15 protein-coding genes are annotated in these 16,569 nt (G+C 50.9%); 13 read left to right on the top strand and 2 right to left on the bottom strand.

What is annotated here, in order from left to right:
* Positions 1–188: 188 nt before the first annotated feature.
* Positions 189–743 carry a hypothetical protein gene (locus VN12_RS05865; RefSeq protein WP_146675951.1) on the bottom strand — a complete coding sequence of 185 codons (555 nt, stop codon included), beginning with the start codon at positions 741–743 and terminating at the stop codon, positions 189–191.
* Positions 744–828: 85 nt separating this feature from the next.
* On the opposite strand from VN12_RS05865, the gene VN12_RS25710 reads away from it, so the two are divergent.
* The 5 genes from VN12_RS25710 (at position 829) to VN12_RS05885 (ending at position 4,480) form a co-directional block, all read left to right on the top strand.
* The gene (locus VN12_RS25710; protein WP_168164244.1) at positions 829–999 is read left to right on the top strand and encodes a hypothetical protein; all 171 of its coding nucleotides are present in this window, start codon (positions 829–831) and stop codon (positions 997–999) included.
* 74 nt (positions 1,000–1,073) lie between these two features.
* The gene (locus tag VN12_RS05870) at positions 1,074–1,562 is read left to right on the top strand and encodes a DUF2924 domain-containing protein (RefSeq protein ID WP_146675952.1); all 489 of its coding nucleotides are present in this window, start codon (positions 1,074–1,076) and stop codon (positions 1,560–1,562) included.
* On the top strand, positions 1,562–3,121 hold the full coding sequence (locus VN12_RS05875) for a recombinase family protein (protein ID WP_146675953.1): 1,560 nt from the start codon (positions 1,562–1,564) through the stop codon (positions 3,119–3,121). Before VN12_RS05870 ends, VN12_RS05875 begins: the two co-directional genes overlap by 1 nt.
* Positions 3,115–3,516, top strand: coding sequence for a hypothetical protein (locus VN12_RS05880; protein WP_146675954.1), 402 nt, complete (start codon positions 3,115–3,117; stop codon positions 3,514–3,516). Before VN12_RS05875 ends, VN12_RS05880 begins: the two co-directional genes overlap by 7 nt.
* A gap of 139 nt (positions 3,517–3,655) precedes the next feature.
* On the top strand, positions 3,656–4,480 hold the full coding sequence (locus tag VN12_RS05885) for a DUF5131 family protein (protein ID WP_240491333.1): 825 nt from the start codon (positions 3,656–3,658) through the stop codon (positions 4,478–4,480).
* On the opposite strand, the gene tcmP is transcribed toward VN12_RS05885, so the two are convergent.
* Entirely contained in the window at positions 4,477–5,367 is an 891-nt protein-coding gene (gene tcmP / locus VN12_RS05890) for a three-Cys-motif partner protein TcmP (protein ID WP_146675955.1), read from the bottom strand. The two genes, VN12_RS05885 and tcmP, sit on opposite strands and share 4 nt — an antisense overlap.
* A 273-nt stretch (positions 5,368–5,640) precedes the next feature.
* Between tcmP and VN12_RS05895 the strand changes: the two genes are divergently transcribed.
* The 8 genes from VN12_RS05895 to VN12_RS05930 all read left to right on the top strand — a co-directional run bounded on the left by VN12_RS05895 (position 5,641) and on the right by VN12_RS05930 (position 16,399).
* On the top strand, positions 5,641–5,841 hold the full coding sequence (locus VN12_RS05895) for a MerR family transcriptional regulator (protein WP_146679804.1): 201 nt from the start codon (positions 5,641–5,643) through the stop codon (positions 5,839–5,841).
* A gap of 6 nt (positions 5,842–5,847) precedes the next feature.
* A complete protein-coding gene (locus tag VN12_RS05900; RefSeq protein ID WP_146675956.1) occupies positions 5,848–8,646 on the top strand; it encodes a DEAD/DEAH box helicase family protein in 2,799 nt (932 codons plus the stop codon).
* A gap of 3 nt (positions 8,647–8,649) precedes the next feature.
* Positions 8,650–10,314 (top strand): type I restriction-modification system subunit M, encoded by a 1,665-nt coding sequence (locus VN12_RS05905; RefSeq protein ID WP_146675957.1) that lies wholly within the window; start codon positions 8,650–8,652, stop codon positions 10,312–10,314.
* A complete protein-coding gene (locus tag VN12_RS05910; RefSeq protein ID WP_146675958.1) occupies positions 10,311–11,891 on the top strand; it encodes a restriction endonuclease subunit S in 1,581 nt (526 codons plus the stop codon). The genes VN12_RS05905 and VN12_RS05910 overlap by 4 nt, the downstream gene beginning before the upstream one ends.
* Positions 11,888–13,705 (top strand): restriction system-associated AAA family ATPase, encoded by a 1,818-nt coding sequence (locus VN12_RS05915; protein WP_146675959.1) that lies wholly within the window; start codon positions 11,888–11,890, stop codon positions 13,703–13,705. The genes VN12_RS05910 and VN12_RS05915 overlap by 4 nt, the downstream gene beginning before the upstream one ends.
* Before the next feature lie 4 nt (positions 13,706–13,709).
* Complete coding sequence (locus VN12_RS05920) at positions 13,710–14,783, top strand: HNH endonuclease (protein ID WP_146675960.1); 1,074 nt, start codon at positions 13,710–13,712, stop codon at positions 14,781–14,783.
* Positions 14,784–14,995: 212 nt separating this feature from the next.
* Positions 14,996–15,532, top strand: a complete 537-nt coding sequence (locus VN12_RS05925) for a hypothetical protein (RefSeq protein ID WP_146675961.1) — start codon at positions 14,996–14,998, stop codon at positions 15,530–15,532.
* A gap of 81 nt (positions 15,533–15,613) precedes the next feature.
* Positions 15,614–16,399, top strand: coding sequence for a hypothetical protein (locus VN12_RS05930; protein ID WP_146675962.1), 786 nt, complete (start codon positions 15,614–15,616; stop codon positions 16,397–16,399).
* Positions 16,400–16,569: the final 170 nt, after the last annotated feature.

Here is a 16,569-nt window from a genome sequence, read left to right on the forward strand (position 1 = left end):
CTTCCATGGGAAAAATAGGATTCCAGTGACTCCGACTAACTGGCAAGATGCCGATTGAGGAAGGGTCGACGGCGGTTCCACCACCGTGCGCTCCTGTAGCTTGCGTCCATTCGCTTCATCCTTGGCCATGCTCCTGATGCCTTCCTAGCGATCGACCCTTTGCTCAATCTGCAATTGCTAGCATTGCATTACGATGTGACACGACTGGTCAGCATCTTCCAAAAACTTTCCATTTCTTCCGGAGTCGCATCCTCGCAATTTATCCTCAAGAGACTCTGTCCACCTTTGGGTTCCACCTTTACACGCAATCCAGAACTCGACTCGGAAGAGTAGACCCAATTCTCTGAATCGCAGAGAGAGAACGTTTCAGGCAGTCTAAACGCGGGGCATTTCTCCGTGAGCAAGTCATCGACATCGCAACCTAGGAAATCGGCGATGTCATAGACCACATCTCGGCCAACCTCGCTAAATTCGCCGCGTTCGATTCTTCTCCAATCTTCCTGCAAGTTGGACTCGCGAACGCAATCTTCTAGCCGGTACCTTGCGATCTCGCGGAACTTTCGCACCTTAGCGCGATCGAGTTTAGGTGCATTGTCAGTTGTTGAGGCTTGAGCCATTTCGGAACTCTCCAAGTGAATGGTGACGGGAACAAAAACGCTAATCTTCGACACCGCTTTGACTCCTCTGGTCACAGCTCTTTGGAAAATCGAAAAATCGCCGTTTTCAAGAATTTTGGCGCTCATCGTTGCCAGTTCCTTCTCGTGCTGAGTAGTTCAAGGAGTAGGGGCTTGTGTTAAACGGAGTCTATGTAGCCGAATCGGAACCTTGATGAGCAAACTGACCGAACTATCGACATTGAGCGTCGAGACTAGACGCCTTGAGCTTGCGAAGGTGCTTGCTGCAGGCTTGATCCGCACTCTGTTGAAGAAGGTATCCAACGCAACGGAAGAGGACAAAGAAACCCGACAATCTCCCGACGATGGGCTTGAAGATTCTTGAGAACTACCGCTCAGTGTGTCCACACGGGTTAACTACCGTCTTAGTTCTCAACCATTTACCAAGTCGAGGTAAGAATGAACATCGATCGGGAAGTCGCACTCATGAAGCTCATGAGCGTGGGTGAGCTTCGCAAGAAATATTGCGAAGTCTTCAAAGAGCCAACCAATGCGCGAAATAAGGTTTGGCTCATCAAACGGATCGCTTGGCGTATGCAGGCGAATATCGAAGGAGATCTCTCCGAACGAGCGAGGCGTCGGGCCATGGAGATTGCAAACGACGCGGACATACGCATGATGCCACCACGCGAACGGAAGCCGCGTGAGTTTGTCCAGCAGCCGAATACGGTTGTCGTGAATGTTGATTCCAAGCCGACTCGTAGTCTGTCGGTAGGCCAGTCCCTCCAGCGGATTTACAAAGGGCAGAACATTGTTGTGGTCGTCCGAGGCGATGGCTTCGAATGGCAAGGGCAGAAGTACAAGTCTCTTACCGCCGTTGCCAAGGCCGTGACTGGTAAACACTGGAACGGCTTCAACTTCTTTCGCGTTGATGGGGGCAAAGCCTAATGTCGAACAAACATTCTGCAAAACCCGAAGCGAGGAAGACCTGTCGCTGTGCCATCTACACTCGCAAATCGACCGAAGAGGGATTGGAGCAAGAGTTCAATTCCCTGGATGCGCAGCGAGAAGCTGGCGAGCTCTACGTCAAGAGCCAGAAGCATGAAGGCTGGGAATGCCTCGAGACCAAGTACGACGACGGTGGATTCACCGGTGCAAATATGGATCGCCCGGGTCTTCGACGGTTACTGGCTGACATCGCTGCCGGCAAGATCGACTGCGTTGTCGTCTATAAGGTCGACCGTCTCAGTCGAAGTCTGCTTGATTTCGCGAAAATCATCGAGGTCTTCGACCGTCATCAAGTCACGTTTGTGAGTGTAACACAGTCATTCAATACCGCCTCTTCAATGGGCCGATTGACGCTCAATGTTCTTTTGTCATTTGCTCAATTCGAACGCGATATGATCAGCGAGCGAACACGCGACAAGATGCGGGCAGCTCGGCGCAAGGGGCGTTGGATTGGAGGCAAGCCGATCCTTGGCTACAACGTTGTCAACACGAAGCTGGTCGTTGATCCTCTCGAATCGCTACAAGTTCAAGAGATCTTCAAATTGTACTTAGAAATGAAATCGACTCTGCAGGTTGCACGGGTGTTGAACCAACGTGGTTGGCGAATCAAAGAGTGGACCACCAAGAAGGGTAGGACGATCGGTGGCGGTGAGTTCAACAAGAACAAGGTCACAGCCATCCTGACCAACGCGACTTACATCGGTATGATCGAGTACGAGGGCCAGCTCCATCCTGGCCTCCAAGATGCCATCATCAAGCGAGATTTATTCGACCGAGTCCAGGAGATCCTAAAGCTGAACAGCCGCATGAAGAAAGACCTCATGCGATGCAAGCACAATGCTTTGCTGCAGGGACTACTTCGCTGCGCTGCCTGCAATTGTGGGATGAGCCATTCGTACACAAAGAAAGGCTCGACTCTTTATCGCTACTACATTTGTCACAAAGCGCAAAAGCAAGGCTGGGCAAGTTGCCCATCACCATCGCTTCCAGCTGCTGAGATCGAAAATTTCGTGATTGACCAAATACGAAGCGTTGGTCAAGACCCTGGCGTTGTTCGCGATACGTTGGCCCAGAGTCGCGTCCAAACTCAGACGACCGTAGAACGACTCAAGAAAGAAAAGAACGCGTTGGAACGGGCAATCCTTGGCCACTATGAGCGACTGAACCAAGCGATCGCGGACGGTGCCAACGAGTCGGCGGTTGCCGATATCCAAGACCAGATTCGCGAGAAGGAACAACGGGTATCCGAGGTCGTTGACGAGATGACCTCCGTATCCAGCCTGATGATCGATGAGTCGGACGTCCGCGAGTCGCTCGGTCGGTTCCAAGAAGTCTGGGCAGCGTTGTCTCCTGCCGAGAAAGCCAAAGCCATCCGCCAGATCGTCGATTCGATTCAGTACGACGGTCATAGCAAAGAGCTGTCCATCTCCTACCACCCGATCGGGATCAGAACATTCAGTCAAGAACAGCAAAGTAAAGTGGGAGCAGGCACATGCTAACCGCCACGCACAAATTGGAGTTCAAGTCCGGCAAGCGAACCGCCAAGACGATTGCGGAAGCCGGAACGCAGCCAGAGCAACCCACGCCAGGCCGATTGCCTCGCATCACCAAAATGATGGCCCTCGCCGTCCGCCTCGATCACTTGATCAAGAGCGGGCAAGTTACCGACCAAGCCGAGCTCGCACGAGTTGGCCATGTCAGTCGTGCTCGGCTTACCCAGATCATGGATTTGAACTTGCTTGCACCAGACATTCAGGAAGAGATCTTGTTTTTTGGAGGTTCTGTGACCACTTTTGCGGTTCCAATTGAACGCTCAGCGAGAAACATCGCCAAAATGACTGATTGGAGCTTACAACGGCGATCCTGGAGAAAAAGCAGGGCTACCAAGTACTGATGACCAGCTCGGTGGATTTACAAGCTTCGCTTTGCTAGCTTTGACTTGGTGGTCGGCCGAAGGACCAAACTTGTCACCGCATTGAAAAAAATGTATTCCCTGAAGTGCGATTCCCCGTAGCTATGTTGCAAGGAGATAAATGATGAGCGTGAACTCCAAAATCGAGTGGACAGACACTACGTGGAATCCAGTGCGCGGTTGCACGAAGATAAGCGCTGGCTGCAAGCACTGTTATGCGGAAACTTTTGCAGAACGCTTTCGCGGAGTCCCCGGCAATCCGTTTGAGTTCGGGTTCGACCTTCGCCTCGTACCACACAAATTGCCAGAGCCTTTTCATTGGACGAAGCCACAGATGGTCTTCGTGAATTCGATGAGCGATCTGTTTCATGAAGATGTCCCAGACGACTATATAGTCCAAGTTGCTCAAGTGATGGCAACGGCCAACTGGCATATCTACCAAGTGTTGACCAAACGAGCTGAACGCTTGCGAGATTTGTTGAAAACCAAGCTGAGCTTCGCAGCCAAACTGGAACACATTTGGTGGGGCACAAGCGTCGAAAACAAGAAGTCGGGCGTACCAAGAATTCAGCAATTGCGTGATGCAAAAGCAGAGATGAATTTCCTTTCCATTGAGCCGCTACTTGAAGACTTGGGCCCGCTCAATCTCAAAGGCATGCAGTGGGTAATTGTGGGTGGCGAGAGCGGGAACGGAGCTAGGCCAATGCGAGTCGAGTGGGTCACTTCGATCCGAGCGCAATGCGAGAAACAGAACATTCCGTTCTTTTTCAAGCAGTGGGGAGGCGTAAGAAAGTCTCGACATGGGCGTGAGCTGGATGGCAGAACCTATGATGAATACCCGACAGTGATACGTCAGCCATTCCCACAGCTAGCAGTTCGTCGTGAATTAGAGGCAAGCTTAAACTTGCCACGAGACACTCGCTTGACGGTCGCAGCAATCGCCTAAGGGCGAAGAATGTCTTGTGCCATCCGAACGGCAGTCGGTGCGCCTTTTTCATTGCCCACGGCAAAACAAAGCAGGTAGATGGGTGTGCCACGAGAATTGAACAGCAACAAGGGGTTCTTGGCTACGCTCTCAAAAACCGAGCTCAGTCGCTCTAGAAAGTAGGCTTCAATATCCGCAAAGTCAGCGGTCTTTGTTTCGAGTTCCTCATCTCCGAATAGAGATGGCTGAACGGACTTCTTGTAGAACCTGTGTCGCCACGCATCTTCACCGAAAGTTCTCGTAAGGGCATTGGCCCAGTTTTCTGGTGGTGGCTTTCGGTTGACAAGTAAACGGTTTACTGCCTGGCCGATTGGAAAAAGAATCCACAGGTCGATTGCCTTGGTTGCCGCAATCGCCTCGATCGTTGACCAATTGACCTGCATACCGTATGGATCCAGGAACACAACCGCGCGATGACTCTGCCAGTTTGTTTGTCGGCACCAGTTCGTTAGAACCGTGTTGGCGTCCCCGTGTTCGATGAGTACGTTGCTCGCACGGCCGGGATAAAGAGCCTTTAACTTTTCCAGCTCAGCGATGCGTTTCTTGCTATGCTCGATGAACAGATAACGATCGAATCCCGGCTCGACTTCCAGAGCAATTCGCGAACTTCCCTTTTGTAGTTCTACGAAATCAGGATCGGATTCGACATCAAGCAAAGGAGTTTCGCTGATGCCCGCGATGTTTGAGTCCAGTCGATCGCCGGTTCCAGCAAAAGCGTCGACGAAGTAGGTGGTGAAGTATCTGGCTCGCACGTTGGTACGCATAATCGTCGTGTACGCGGTGAGATACTTGCGGACACGCTCAAGCTTTTCAACAGTCCATTCTCCACCAAATATATGCTCACTCATAAATCTTCCTCCTTGGTAAAGCGTCGTAATCCAGCTCTTTATTCGCTACGCGATCAGCTTCCTCCGCTGTTCAAGAAATTCGTCGTAGTTCAGCTCTTGGCCAGCGAGGAAACTGAATGTTCCGAATTTCGATTGTGGTTGCGTTTAGCATCGTAACTACTTACGGAGATTCGGGCGATTACAATATCCATAATAGGTGCAAGCATCGTATTGCCAAGTTGAAGACTTTGCTAGACTATGAAGACTAGCCCGATGGCTCTTGGACCCAATCGCATGAAAAATCTGAGCGAATACGTGAAAACTGCAGAGGCGGCCCAGATACTTGGTGTCGCACAAAACACGCTCCGAAAATGGGCTGAGCAGGGAGATATCCCTGTGCACCGGAATCCAGCAAACGGATACAGGCTCTTCAAACGCGAGGACTTGATGCGATTCTTGAAGAAGATCGACCAGTCATCGAAGTCCGGGAGCTGAAGCAGCATGTCAAACGAATCCGCAACGCGACAACAGATCATCGACCACCGGCTAAAGGAAGCCGGTTGGGACGTTCTTGATCGCACGCAGGTTGTGGAAGAATTCACCATCGAAAAAGCCTCAGAGATGCAAGTGAAGGAGGAAGCTGCTTCCTTTGGCAATCGAGAGTTCAGCGACTACGTCCTTCTCGGAAAAAACGGCAAACCTTTGGCGGTAGTCGAAGCGAAGCGAACATCGAAGGATGCTGAACTCGGGCGTGAACAGGCAAAACAGTATTGCATTAATATTCAGGCGCGTATTGGCGGAGAACTACCCTTCTGCTTCTACACCAATGGTCACGAGATCTACTTTTGGAATATCGGAGAAGGGCCACCACAGCGGGTCCATGGATTTCCAACGCGGCAGGATCTGGAGAGACTTTTATATATTCGGAAGAACAAAAAGCCACTCGTTGATGAGCTGATAAACACGGACATTGCTGGACGCGACTACCAGATCCAAGCCATCCGAACAGTGATGGAAGGCATTGCTAAGAGCCGCCGTCAATTCCTGCTGGTAATGGCAACGGGAACAGGAAAAACCCGTACCTGTATTGCTCTGGTCGATGCTCTGATGCGTGCGGGGTACGTTCAGCGAGTTCTCTTTTTGGTGGACCGCATTGCCCTTCGCGGTCAGGCCCTCGATGCGTTCAAGGAACATATACCTGACGAACCCCGCTGGCCGGAGCCCGGTGAAAAGTCAATCACCACGGATCGCCGAATCTATGTTGCCACTTACCCAACGATGCTTAACATTGTGCGGGATGAAGAGAACTCTCTGTCGCCGCATTTCTTCGATCTTGTGATCGTCGATGAAAGCCATCGGTCTATTTACAACACCTACGGTGAAGTCCTCGATTATTTTCATTCAATCACGCTGGGGCTGACTGCCACGCCACGCGACGTCATAGATCACAACACCTTTGCCGTATTCCACTGCGAGGACGGACTTCCCAGCTTCGCCTTCTCCTACGATGAAGCCATCAATCACGTCCCCCCATACCTATGCGACTTCCGAGTCCTGAAGATCAAAACCAAATTCCAGGACGAGGGCATCAGCAAACGCACAATCAGCCTCGAGGACCAAAAGCGTCTCATCCTCGAGGGTAAGGACATCGAGGAAATCGTTTACGAAGGCACCGACCTCGAAAAGAAGGTCACGAACCACGCTACTAACGCCCTCATCGTAAAGGAGTTCATGGAGGAATCCATCAAGGACACCAACGGAGTTCTTCCTGGAAAGACGATTTTCTTTTGTATGTCGGTCGCCCACGCGCGACGCATCGAGCGCATCTTCGATTCACTCTATCCGGAATACAAAGGCGAACTCGCCAAGGTCTTGGTTTCCGACGATCCTCGCGTCTACGGCAAGGGCGGATTGCTGGACCAGTTCACTCGGAGCGATATGCCCCGTGTGGCGATCAGCGTCGACATGCTCGATACCGGCATCGACGTTCGTGAAATCGTCAACCTCGTCTTCGCGAAGCCGGTGTTCTCGTACACAAAGTTCTGGCAGATGATTGGTCGTGGTACGAGACTTCTGGAGTCCAATAAGATCAAGGCTTGGTGTCCTGAGAAGGATGTCTTCCAGATTATTGATTGCTGGGACAATTTTGATTACTTCCAACTCTCTCCGAAGGGTAAAGAACCCAAGCCGCAGGTTCCGCTACCGGTTCGACTGGTTGGCGCTCGCATCGACAAGATTGAAGCCGCTCAGGCTCTTGGCAATTCGTCCGTAGCGGACAAAGAGATCGCTGCCCTTCGCGGCCAAATTGCAGTTCTCCCCGGCAATTCGGTCGCCATCATGGAATCGAAGGCCAATCTCGCGAAATGCGGCGCTGATGCTTTCTGGCAGCCATTGACGGCGGATGGCATCGCGTTCCTTCGCCATGTGATTCAGCCGCTATTCCGCGCTTTGTCGCAGGTCGATTTCAAAGCGATGCGATTCGAGAAAGACGTGCTCGAAGCATCTCTCGCGCATCTCAAGGGCGAAAAGGAGAAATACGCCTCCCTGACCGAGAGTCTTACCACTCAGATCAGTGAATTGCCGCTTTCCGTCAATGTTGTTGCGCAGGAAGCAGGGCTAATTCAAAAGGCTCAAACAAATCACTACTGGGCCACAATCACCGATCAAGGATTTGATGATCTTGTAAAGCGGCTAGGTCCACTGATGCACTATCGCGATGGACGCGGCCCAAGCGACGGCCCCGCAAACTTCAACTTTGCCGATGTGTTAACAGCCAAGGAATACATCGAATTCGGTCCGGAACACGAGTCGCTTAGCATTGCCCAATATCGCAAGCTAGTCGAAGAAAAGGTCAACGAACTGACCGCTAGTAATAGCATTCTGCAAAAGATTCGGGATGGACTGACTGTCACCGAAGAAGAGGCCGAAGAGTTGGCGACACAGCTTCACGACGAACACCCGCACATCACGCTTCAACTGCTCCGAAGAGTCTACCAACATCAGCGAGCTTCATTCATTCGCTTCATCCGTCACATCCTCGGAATCGAAATCCTCGAGAGTTTCCCAGATACTGTTTCCAAGTCGATCGATCAGTTCATCACCCAACATCCCGCACTCAATAGCCATCAGCTTCAGTTCTTGAGGCTGCTGCGTGATTTCCTGATTGAACGCGGTGGCATCGAGAAGCGAGACCTGATCCAAGCCCCGTTTACCGTCATTCATCCCAGCGGAATCCGCGGCATCTTCCCCCCAAATGAAATCAACGAAATTCTGGCCCTTACCGAAAGTCTGGTCGCCTAACTTATGCTCCAACTAAACGCTAAACTCCGTGCACTGATCGCCAAGTTGTGGGACCGCTTCTGGTCCGGAGGCATTTCAAATCCGCTCTCTGCGATTGAACAGATCACCTATCTGCTTTTCATGAGGCAGATCGATGACCTCGATCTTAAGCGCGAGCAAGATGCAGAGTTCACCGGAGACAGCTACACCTCGCGATTCTCAGGGGAGTACTTCCTGCCGAATGATCGTTCCCGCATTGAGGAGATGGAAAAGCCCAGAGTAGGAGAAACTGCTTCCCAGAAGAAAACTCGAGAAGCCGAAGCAAAAAGCGAACGTAAGCGACTTGCCATCGATAAGGGCACTCTCCGTTGGAGCCACTTCCGGCAAATGAAAGCCGACGAGATGTTGCCGCACGTGCAGCAAAAGGTCTTCCCGTTCATTAAAGAGCTGAACGGCGACGGAAGTAATTTCGCGAAGCACATGGCAAACGCGGTATTCATCATTCCCAGTGCCAACCTATTGCAAGGGGCGGTGCAGATCATCGAAGAGATCTTCGTTGAAATCGAACGCGATGCGAAGGAAGAAGGGCATCTTTTTCAGGACATTCAGGGTGATGTCTATGAGATGCTGCTAAACGAGATCAGTAGCGCTGGTAAGAACGGCCAGTTTCGCACGCCTCGGCACATCATCAAACTAATTAGCGAGTTGGCGAATCCCCAGCTCGGTCACCGCATCTGCGATCCCGCCTGCGGCACAGCGGGCTTTTTGCTGGATGCCTATCAATACATTGTTACCCAACTCGCGCAGAAGAAGTCCAAGAAGCAGCAGTTCCAACCCGACGAAGATGGCTTCATTCGTACGAGTGTCAGCGGCCAGCTTGACCAGAACAATAAGGACATCCTGGAACAAGGTCTCTTTGGCTTCGATTTCGACAGCACTATGGTTCGACTGGCCCTGATGAATCTAATGATGCATGGCATCGACAATCCGCATGTCGACTACCAGGACACGCTCAGCAAGAGCTTTACGGAAGAAGCTAAGTACGACATCGTGATGGCCAATCCGCCATTCACTGGCAGCATCGACAAAGGTGACATCAATGAGAGTCTAACGCTCAAGACCACCAAAACAGAGTTGCTTTTTACCGAACGTATCTTCACATTGCTTAGAACAGGAGGTACAGCAGGCATTATCGTGCCGCAAGGCGTACTATTTGGCGCAGCCAACGCGTTCGTCGAGGCGAGAAAAAAGCTTGTAGAGGAGGCGGAACTTAAGGCGGTCATTTCGCTTCCCAGTGGCGTCTTCAAGCCCTATGCCGGTGTTGCCACAGCGATTCTGGTGTTCACTCGCGGCGGCAAGACGCAAAATACTTGGTTCTACAACCTAACGAACGACGGGATGACGCTCGATGATCGTCGCCAACGCGTTGTTGGGAGTGAACTTCCTGATGTTGTCGCCCAGTGGAATGCTCGCAACCCGAATGAACCGGGAGATCGGAAGTCGAATTGCTTCTTTGTTCCGGTGGAGGAGATTCGCGAAAAGTTGTATGACCTGTCGTTCAATCGCTACGGCAAGGTTGAGCACGACGAGACAGAACACGAGGATCCCAAATCCATCCTCCAGACGCTGGCGACCCTAGAAGACAAGATTCGGGCGGGAATCGTGGAATTGCAGGAGATTCTCGGATGAGCAACCTTGTCCCTCCTTCCCGAGACAATTGGTCTGAAGAACCGCTTGGCGATCTATGTGAGATTGTCATAGGTCGAACCCCGCGTCGGAACAACGCAGCATACTGGAACGGCTCGCTTCCATGGGTTTCAATTGCCGATTTGAACCAGGGCCGACTTCTTCGCAAGACGAAGGAATCGATTACGCCTCTCGGGGCCACAGAGTCACGAAGTCGCTTGATTCCCACAGGCACCGTGCTACTGAGCTTCAAGCTCTCCATCGGCAAAGTGTCGATCACTGACATTGACGTATTTACCAATGAAGCAATTGCCGCGCTACCGATTCGTGATTCCAGTAGGCTCAATCGAGACTATCTGTTTTGGTGCTTGAAGAGCATACGCCTTGATGAGGAAGTAGACGCTGCGGCAAAAGGGAAAACACTCAATTCAAAGAAACTGGAACGTATAGCCATTCCCATTCCGCCGTTGGACGAGCAACGGCGGATTGCGGCGGTGTTGGACAAGGCCGATGCCCTCCGCCGCCAGCGCCAGGAATCACTGCAACTCACCGAGAAGCTCCTGCAATCCGTCTTCGTGGAGATGTTCGGAACCGAGAATTCCCCGCAATGCCCACGAGTGAAGCTTGCGGACCACCTCGAGTTCATTACGACTGGTGGCCGTGGCTGGGCCAAGTATTATTCCAATGAGGGTGCCCGATTCATTCGTTCCTTGGATGTGCGGATGAATGAGATCGATAGCTCGCAGATGGTTTGCGTAAACGCACCCAAAAATGCGGAAGCGGAACGCACTCGTACACGCGATGGCGACGTACTGTTGACGATGACTGGTTCACTCATCGGTCGAGTGGCTCCGGTTACTGCCCAACATTCGGGCGGATACATCAGCCAACACGTGGCGATCTTGCGAGCAAAGGGCTTTCAGCCGGAGTTTCTCTCATGGGCGATTTCCACAGAAGAAGGTCAACGCCAAATCCAGAAGCATCAGACTGGACAAACGAAGCCGGGATTAAATTTCGAGCAAGTTAGACGGCTACTCGTTCCTCGCCCGCCAATCGAGGATGAGAAGAAGTTCTGCGATTTGATCCGTCGTCGGCGCATTATTCTCGCTGATCAACGCGCATCATTGGCTCAATGCGAAAGCTTATTCGCCGCAACTCAACAGCGCGCCTTTCGTGGCGAACTGGATCTGAGTCGACTCACACTCGAGGCATTGCCAGCGACTGAAATTGCCCCTGAATTGCCGGGGCATCACCATAACGATGGAGTTTACAATCGACCCGGTTTTTTTATCGCACCACCTGAAATAGAAGCAAAGCTTAAAACGATGGAGGAGCAACTTTCATGGGGGCCGGGAGATTCGATCCCATGGAGTGAAGACTATTTCAAGTATCGAACGCTAAGCCAACTTCTTGTCCCTCCATTCTCATTCGACGACGTTTGGCAGAAAACGATCTACGACATGGAAGAGGCTGATTACGAAACGGTCAAAGATAGAATTTTCAAGTATCTTGCGTCAGGACTCCTGGTGCAGGAGTTCGACGAGGAGCGGCGAGAGATTGTATTCAGGCCCCGGACATGAAACTCATTCGCCTCAAACTCGATGTCCCCTTCCGCAGCCTTCCTCCAGGTTTCGAGATTAACTTCCTGCGCGAATGGGACTTCGACCGCAGCTTCGAATTCCATCCCTACTGCTTCGCCGGTCGCAATGGCAGCGGCAAGTCGAATGTCCTCGAAGCACTAGCTTCCATTTTTTACCACATTGAGTGCATTCATCTCGAAAATCGCCCAGTGGGATTTGAATACGACGAGGAATCGAATCCGAAAGGCTTCACCGCCAAAGTCAGTACACCGGATGCGTTTGAACTGGAATACTTCATCGGGATAAGGCTTGGATCGCTCGATGGTCTCTCATCGGAGCAGGCGAGACAATTCGATTTGTCGGGAAAGCAAAAATTTCACGTTCTTATGACGAAACGGGTTGGTCAACCGCCCATCATGCGTTGCGTGAACTTTGGCTTCCTTAATGACAAGAACGGGGAGGTACCTCGAAAAAGAGTGAAGTGGCTACTACCATCGCATGTGGTAGGGTTCTCGTCGGGAAGGAACGAGGTTTTGAGCCTTCCATTCCTAAAGATGCGGTTTATTCACTTTGACGAATATCGCTCCAAACTATTACAAGGTTCTGACTACTCTACTCCTGAGGGACGATTAGTTTTCCTTGACGAACAGTTCAGCCAAGCGATTCTGATCTGCCACTTTCTGTTTCCCAGCGATCCCGTAATTCGCGTATTTGAAGAGAAGATTGGACTCAAGGGAATTCAGCGGTTCCGACTCATCATCCGTCGACATCACCGTCTTCAACGAGCGGAAGAACATCTCAAGACGCTGACGAAAGATGATCTGAAGGACTCCTCGAAGACCACAATCGAATTAACCTCGAAACTTTCTGGCTATTACGACGAGAACAACGCCCTGCAGCCAGGTCTCATCGACAAGCTCATCAAATGCTCGACCGCCCATTACGAGGACTACTCTGCGTATTCGGACGATGAAAGCTACGACCTATATCTGGATTACTGGATCGACGATGAGACCAAGAAGGCATTTCGGTACTACTTTGGGGAAGCGTCCGGTGAATCACGCGAAGTTGACACAGCCAAGTCTGCTCTGAACTTGTTCCAGGCTTTTCAGACCCTGCTAACGCTCAATCACTATTCGGTTGACGAAAAGACGAAGCTTGAGTTGTACCAATCTCGCAGTCTTTATGTGAACGAGACGATCTCGACGCCGGCGTCTCATGACCGAATCACTCGCTTTAAAGAAGGTGAGCTGATCAAAGACGGCGTTCGTGAGCCTCTCTATGTCAAAGCCCTTTCCGACGGCGAACACCAGTTCCTGCACACGATTGGCCTATGTCTGCTCTACCGCCACGAGTCTGCACTCTTTCTGCTCGACGAGCCAGAAACCCACCTCAATCCCGACTGGCGAGCGTCGTATGTCTCTACTCTGCGAGCCGCCCTCGAAGCCGACGCAGCCACGAAGAACGTGATGCGGGAAGTTCTGCTGACATCGCACTCACCGTTTATTGTCTCAGACTGCCGAAAAGAAAACGTGCGTGTTTTCACCAAAGATCCGAAGACCCAAAAGGTGAGCTGGCAACCGCCTGACTTTGAAACGTTCGGTGCATCTGCGAATGCAATCACGATTAAGGTGTTCGGCCAAATCGAAACGATCGGTGATTATGCAATGTCGATCCTGAATGCCTTACGGCACCGGCTAGACGCTGGGGAAGATCCCGAATTACTCATCAAAGAGGCAGATAGAGCACTCGGTGACTCGGTAGAGAAAGTCCTCTTCGTGAACCAAGCCTTAAAGAAGAAAGAGGGCAAATAGTCTTATGCTCTTTAACTATCGCTATGTAACGCACGACATCGAGAAATTCCAAACATGGCTCCATCACCTGGTCAAGTCTGTGTGGTGCCGTAACGGAGGCGTTTATTCGCTCAGTCTTCTTCATCCAGATTTGAAAGCTGTCATCGAAGAAATCGCAAACGACGACAGCATAACCAAAGATCACCTTGACGGACCAATCAAGACGATCGACGCAATCTTTCAGAGTCAATTGACCCAGGCTCAACGAGCTCAAATGAGCCAGTGGTACGATCACAACAACGATATCGAAACGCTCTGCGGAAACGATCCCAGTAAGTCGCCAGGAACGTATGCGGATGTCAGAGCAATCAATGCGGATTTAGAAACGGTGCTGAAGGCATTTTGCAAATGCCTATTTTCAGACGTGATTCACCTGAAAGCGGTCTCTAGTCGAACCGCTGCGATCGAGCATCACTATGATGCCTTTGTCACGGAAAACGACGAAGGCAAGTGCCCCTATTGTGGCTACAACGACATCAAGGGACTAAATAATACGAAGAAGGAAGCGTACGATCACTTTTTACCCAAGGGAACGTATCCATTCAACTCCGTGAATTTCAAGAACCTGGCATTAATGTGCCACGAGTGCAACTCAAGCTACAAACTACAAAAGGACCCGCTTCGTCATATCGACCCAATCCGAAAAGCCGCAGGCGGCACTCGCCGCAAGGCGTTTTACAGCTTTGCGAACGTGGCTCCCACCATCACGATTAGCATGACGATTGCGTCGTCGGATGTTAACAAATTGAGCCCGTCGGAGATTGCGTTGACCGTCGATGCTGCCGGCCGAGATGAAGAACTGGAGTCATGGATGGATGTTTACGGTATCGAAGAACGCTATAAGGCTAAGCTTTGCGCTAAGAATGACGGCAAGTACTGGCTTGTGCAGGCGATTGAAGAATGCGCTAATGGCGGAACGACACCTCAGAAGATCGTCGAGAAGATTGAACAAAACGCCAATTCGAATCCGTGGGCCGAAATAAACTTTCTCAAGTTCCCATTCCTTCAAGCTTGCAAAGACTCAGGCCTTCTGCGGTGACCTCCTAGCTCCTGGCGGCGGCCATACAAGTGATCGACGCGGCGATGGATCGGAATGATCACCATGTGATTCCCAGGAGATACAGATGCGAGTGAAAAGCTCCAGCATATACGGTTGGAGTCGAAGGAAAAATGAACCCTTGAGCCACTAACTGCCTTTCTACTTAGAACACAATGGATAGAGAAAATGCAAAAAGCGAAAGGCATTGATCGATGAAAACCAAATACAACAAGACCTTCGGCCCAAGTGACACCGACTTCGATATGAATGCCTGCGTGGGTTATGACCCAAATTCATGGGGAACCAATGCGTCGGGCTTTCAATTGAGCGCAAACAAGCTCGTGGATTTTGCGAGAACTAGTGAATCGGATATTGATATCTTGATTTACCCGATCGCCTTTCTTTTCCGCCATACGATTGAGCTATTACTTAAGAAGGCCACTCAAACTACGGGTACTTCGAGAGTCATTGAAAAGGGACATAATCTACTTGATCGGTGGGATGCAATCGCACCTCAAGCGGAGGAGCGATTCAAGGGCAATCCCTCTTATATCGACTTCAAGGGACTACGAGAGGTCATCAAAGACTTCGAAAATGTCGATAGTGGGTCATTTGATTTTCGTTATCCATTTACCACAAGTGGCAATCGAACGCTCGACGGCGTCACCAACGTCAACATAAACGTCTTGGCACAACGTGCCAACAATGCAATCGAGCAACTCACATTGATCATCGATGCTTATCCGTAGGTGCCTGGATTCTGGTAGCCCGGAATAGGATCACAAGATTTTATTTAAAACTGACTAGTTGCGAACGGATACTCCAATCGAATGGACGAAGATGCAATCCATGAGCCGATAGCTTTACTTCACTCGCTTGTACCCGAAGTCCATCGCCGTATTGCGGGCGGGATTATCGATCGCTTTCCTCGTGGCGGCAACTTCTATAGTTTCATCCGGCGATACCACAGCGTTATTGGAAAGGATCTGCGGAATCAGAGGGGCATCGAAGATTGCAAAGACGTTCTTTCTGAACTTGAGTTTGCGGCACTGACAGCAAATTTTTTTGCATCCCTTCAGTACCAAGTCTCAACTCCTACAGGCAAGAAAATTGACTTCCTTGCGGAGTTCGAGCAGACAGGGCATGTAGGCATAGAAGTCAAGCGAATCAGAGAGATTCCAGAGCCGACCTCTTACAACGAAGAAGATCAAATTCACGAGATCAACTACTCTCAGAAGGAGTCATTTAAGTTCACTGGTAACATCATGGCTGCGATGCATCAATTGATGCCAGATGTTCCGAATGTGATTTACGTGAAGATCGAAAGCACCGTCCACGAATTTTATGACGCTGCCGTCGCATTGAACGCCATCGTCCAACGAGTCCGCAACAAGGATATCGACTTCCTTCGAAAGCACAAATTCGATTCTACCGCACAGTTTCTCGACCATTATCAGCGTATGAACCTTCTGGTTGTCCGGTCAAAGTGGGGGCAAAGCATTTCGTCCACCGGGACAGACTTTAACTCCAATCGAATTTGGAGAAACGAAGAAGCCGCAATTGGTCTTCCTGAAAACGTGGTGGACATCTTTCGTCGGGGGGAAAATTGGGGATAAATTCACCTCCGCAACTCGTTCCTGCGGGCGTCTCCATTTGCGAGAGAGTTCTCGCGGTTCAGATCTAGATCGGAAAACAAGTCGTGGGCACCTCCTTCGACTGTTAAACAGAACTACTCTGTCAAACAGAGAATCTGAGAGTTGCAGACGAATTTGCGCGGTCCGGTCGC

Origin of the sequence: Pirellula sp. SH-Sr6A (assembly GCF_001610875.1) — a bacterium.
Classification (GTDB): Bacteria; Planctomycetota; Planctomycetia; order Pirellulales; family Pirellulaceae; genus JBKCUI01.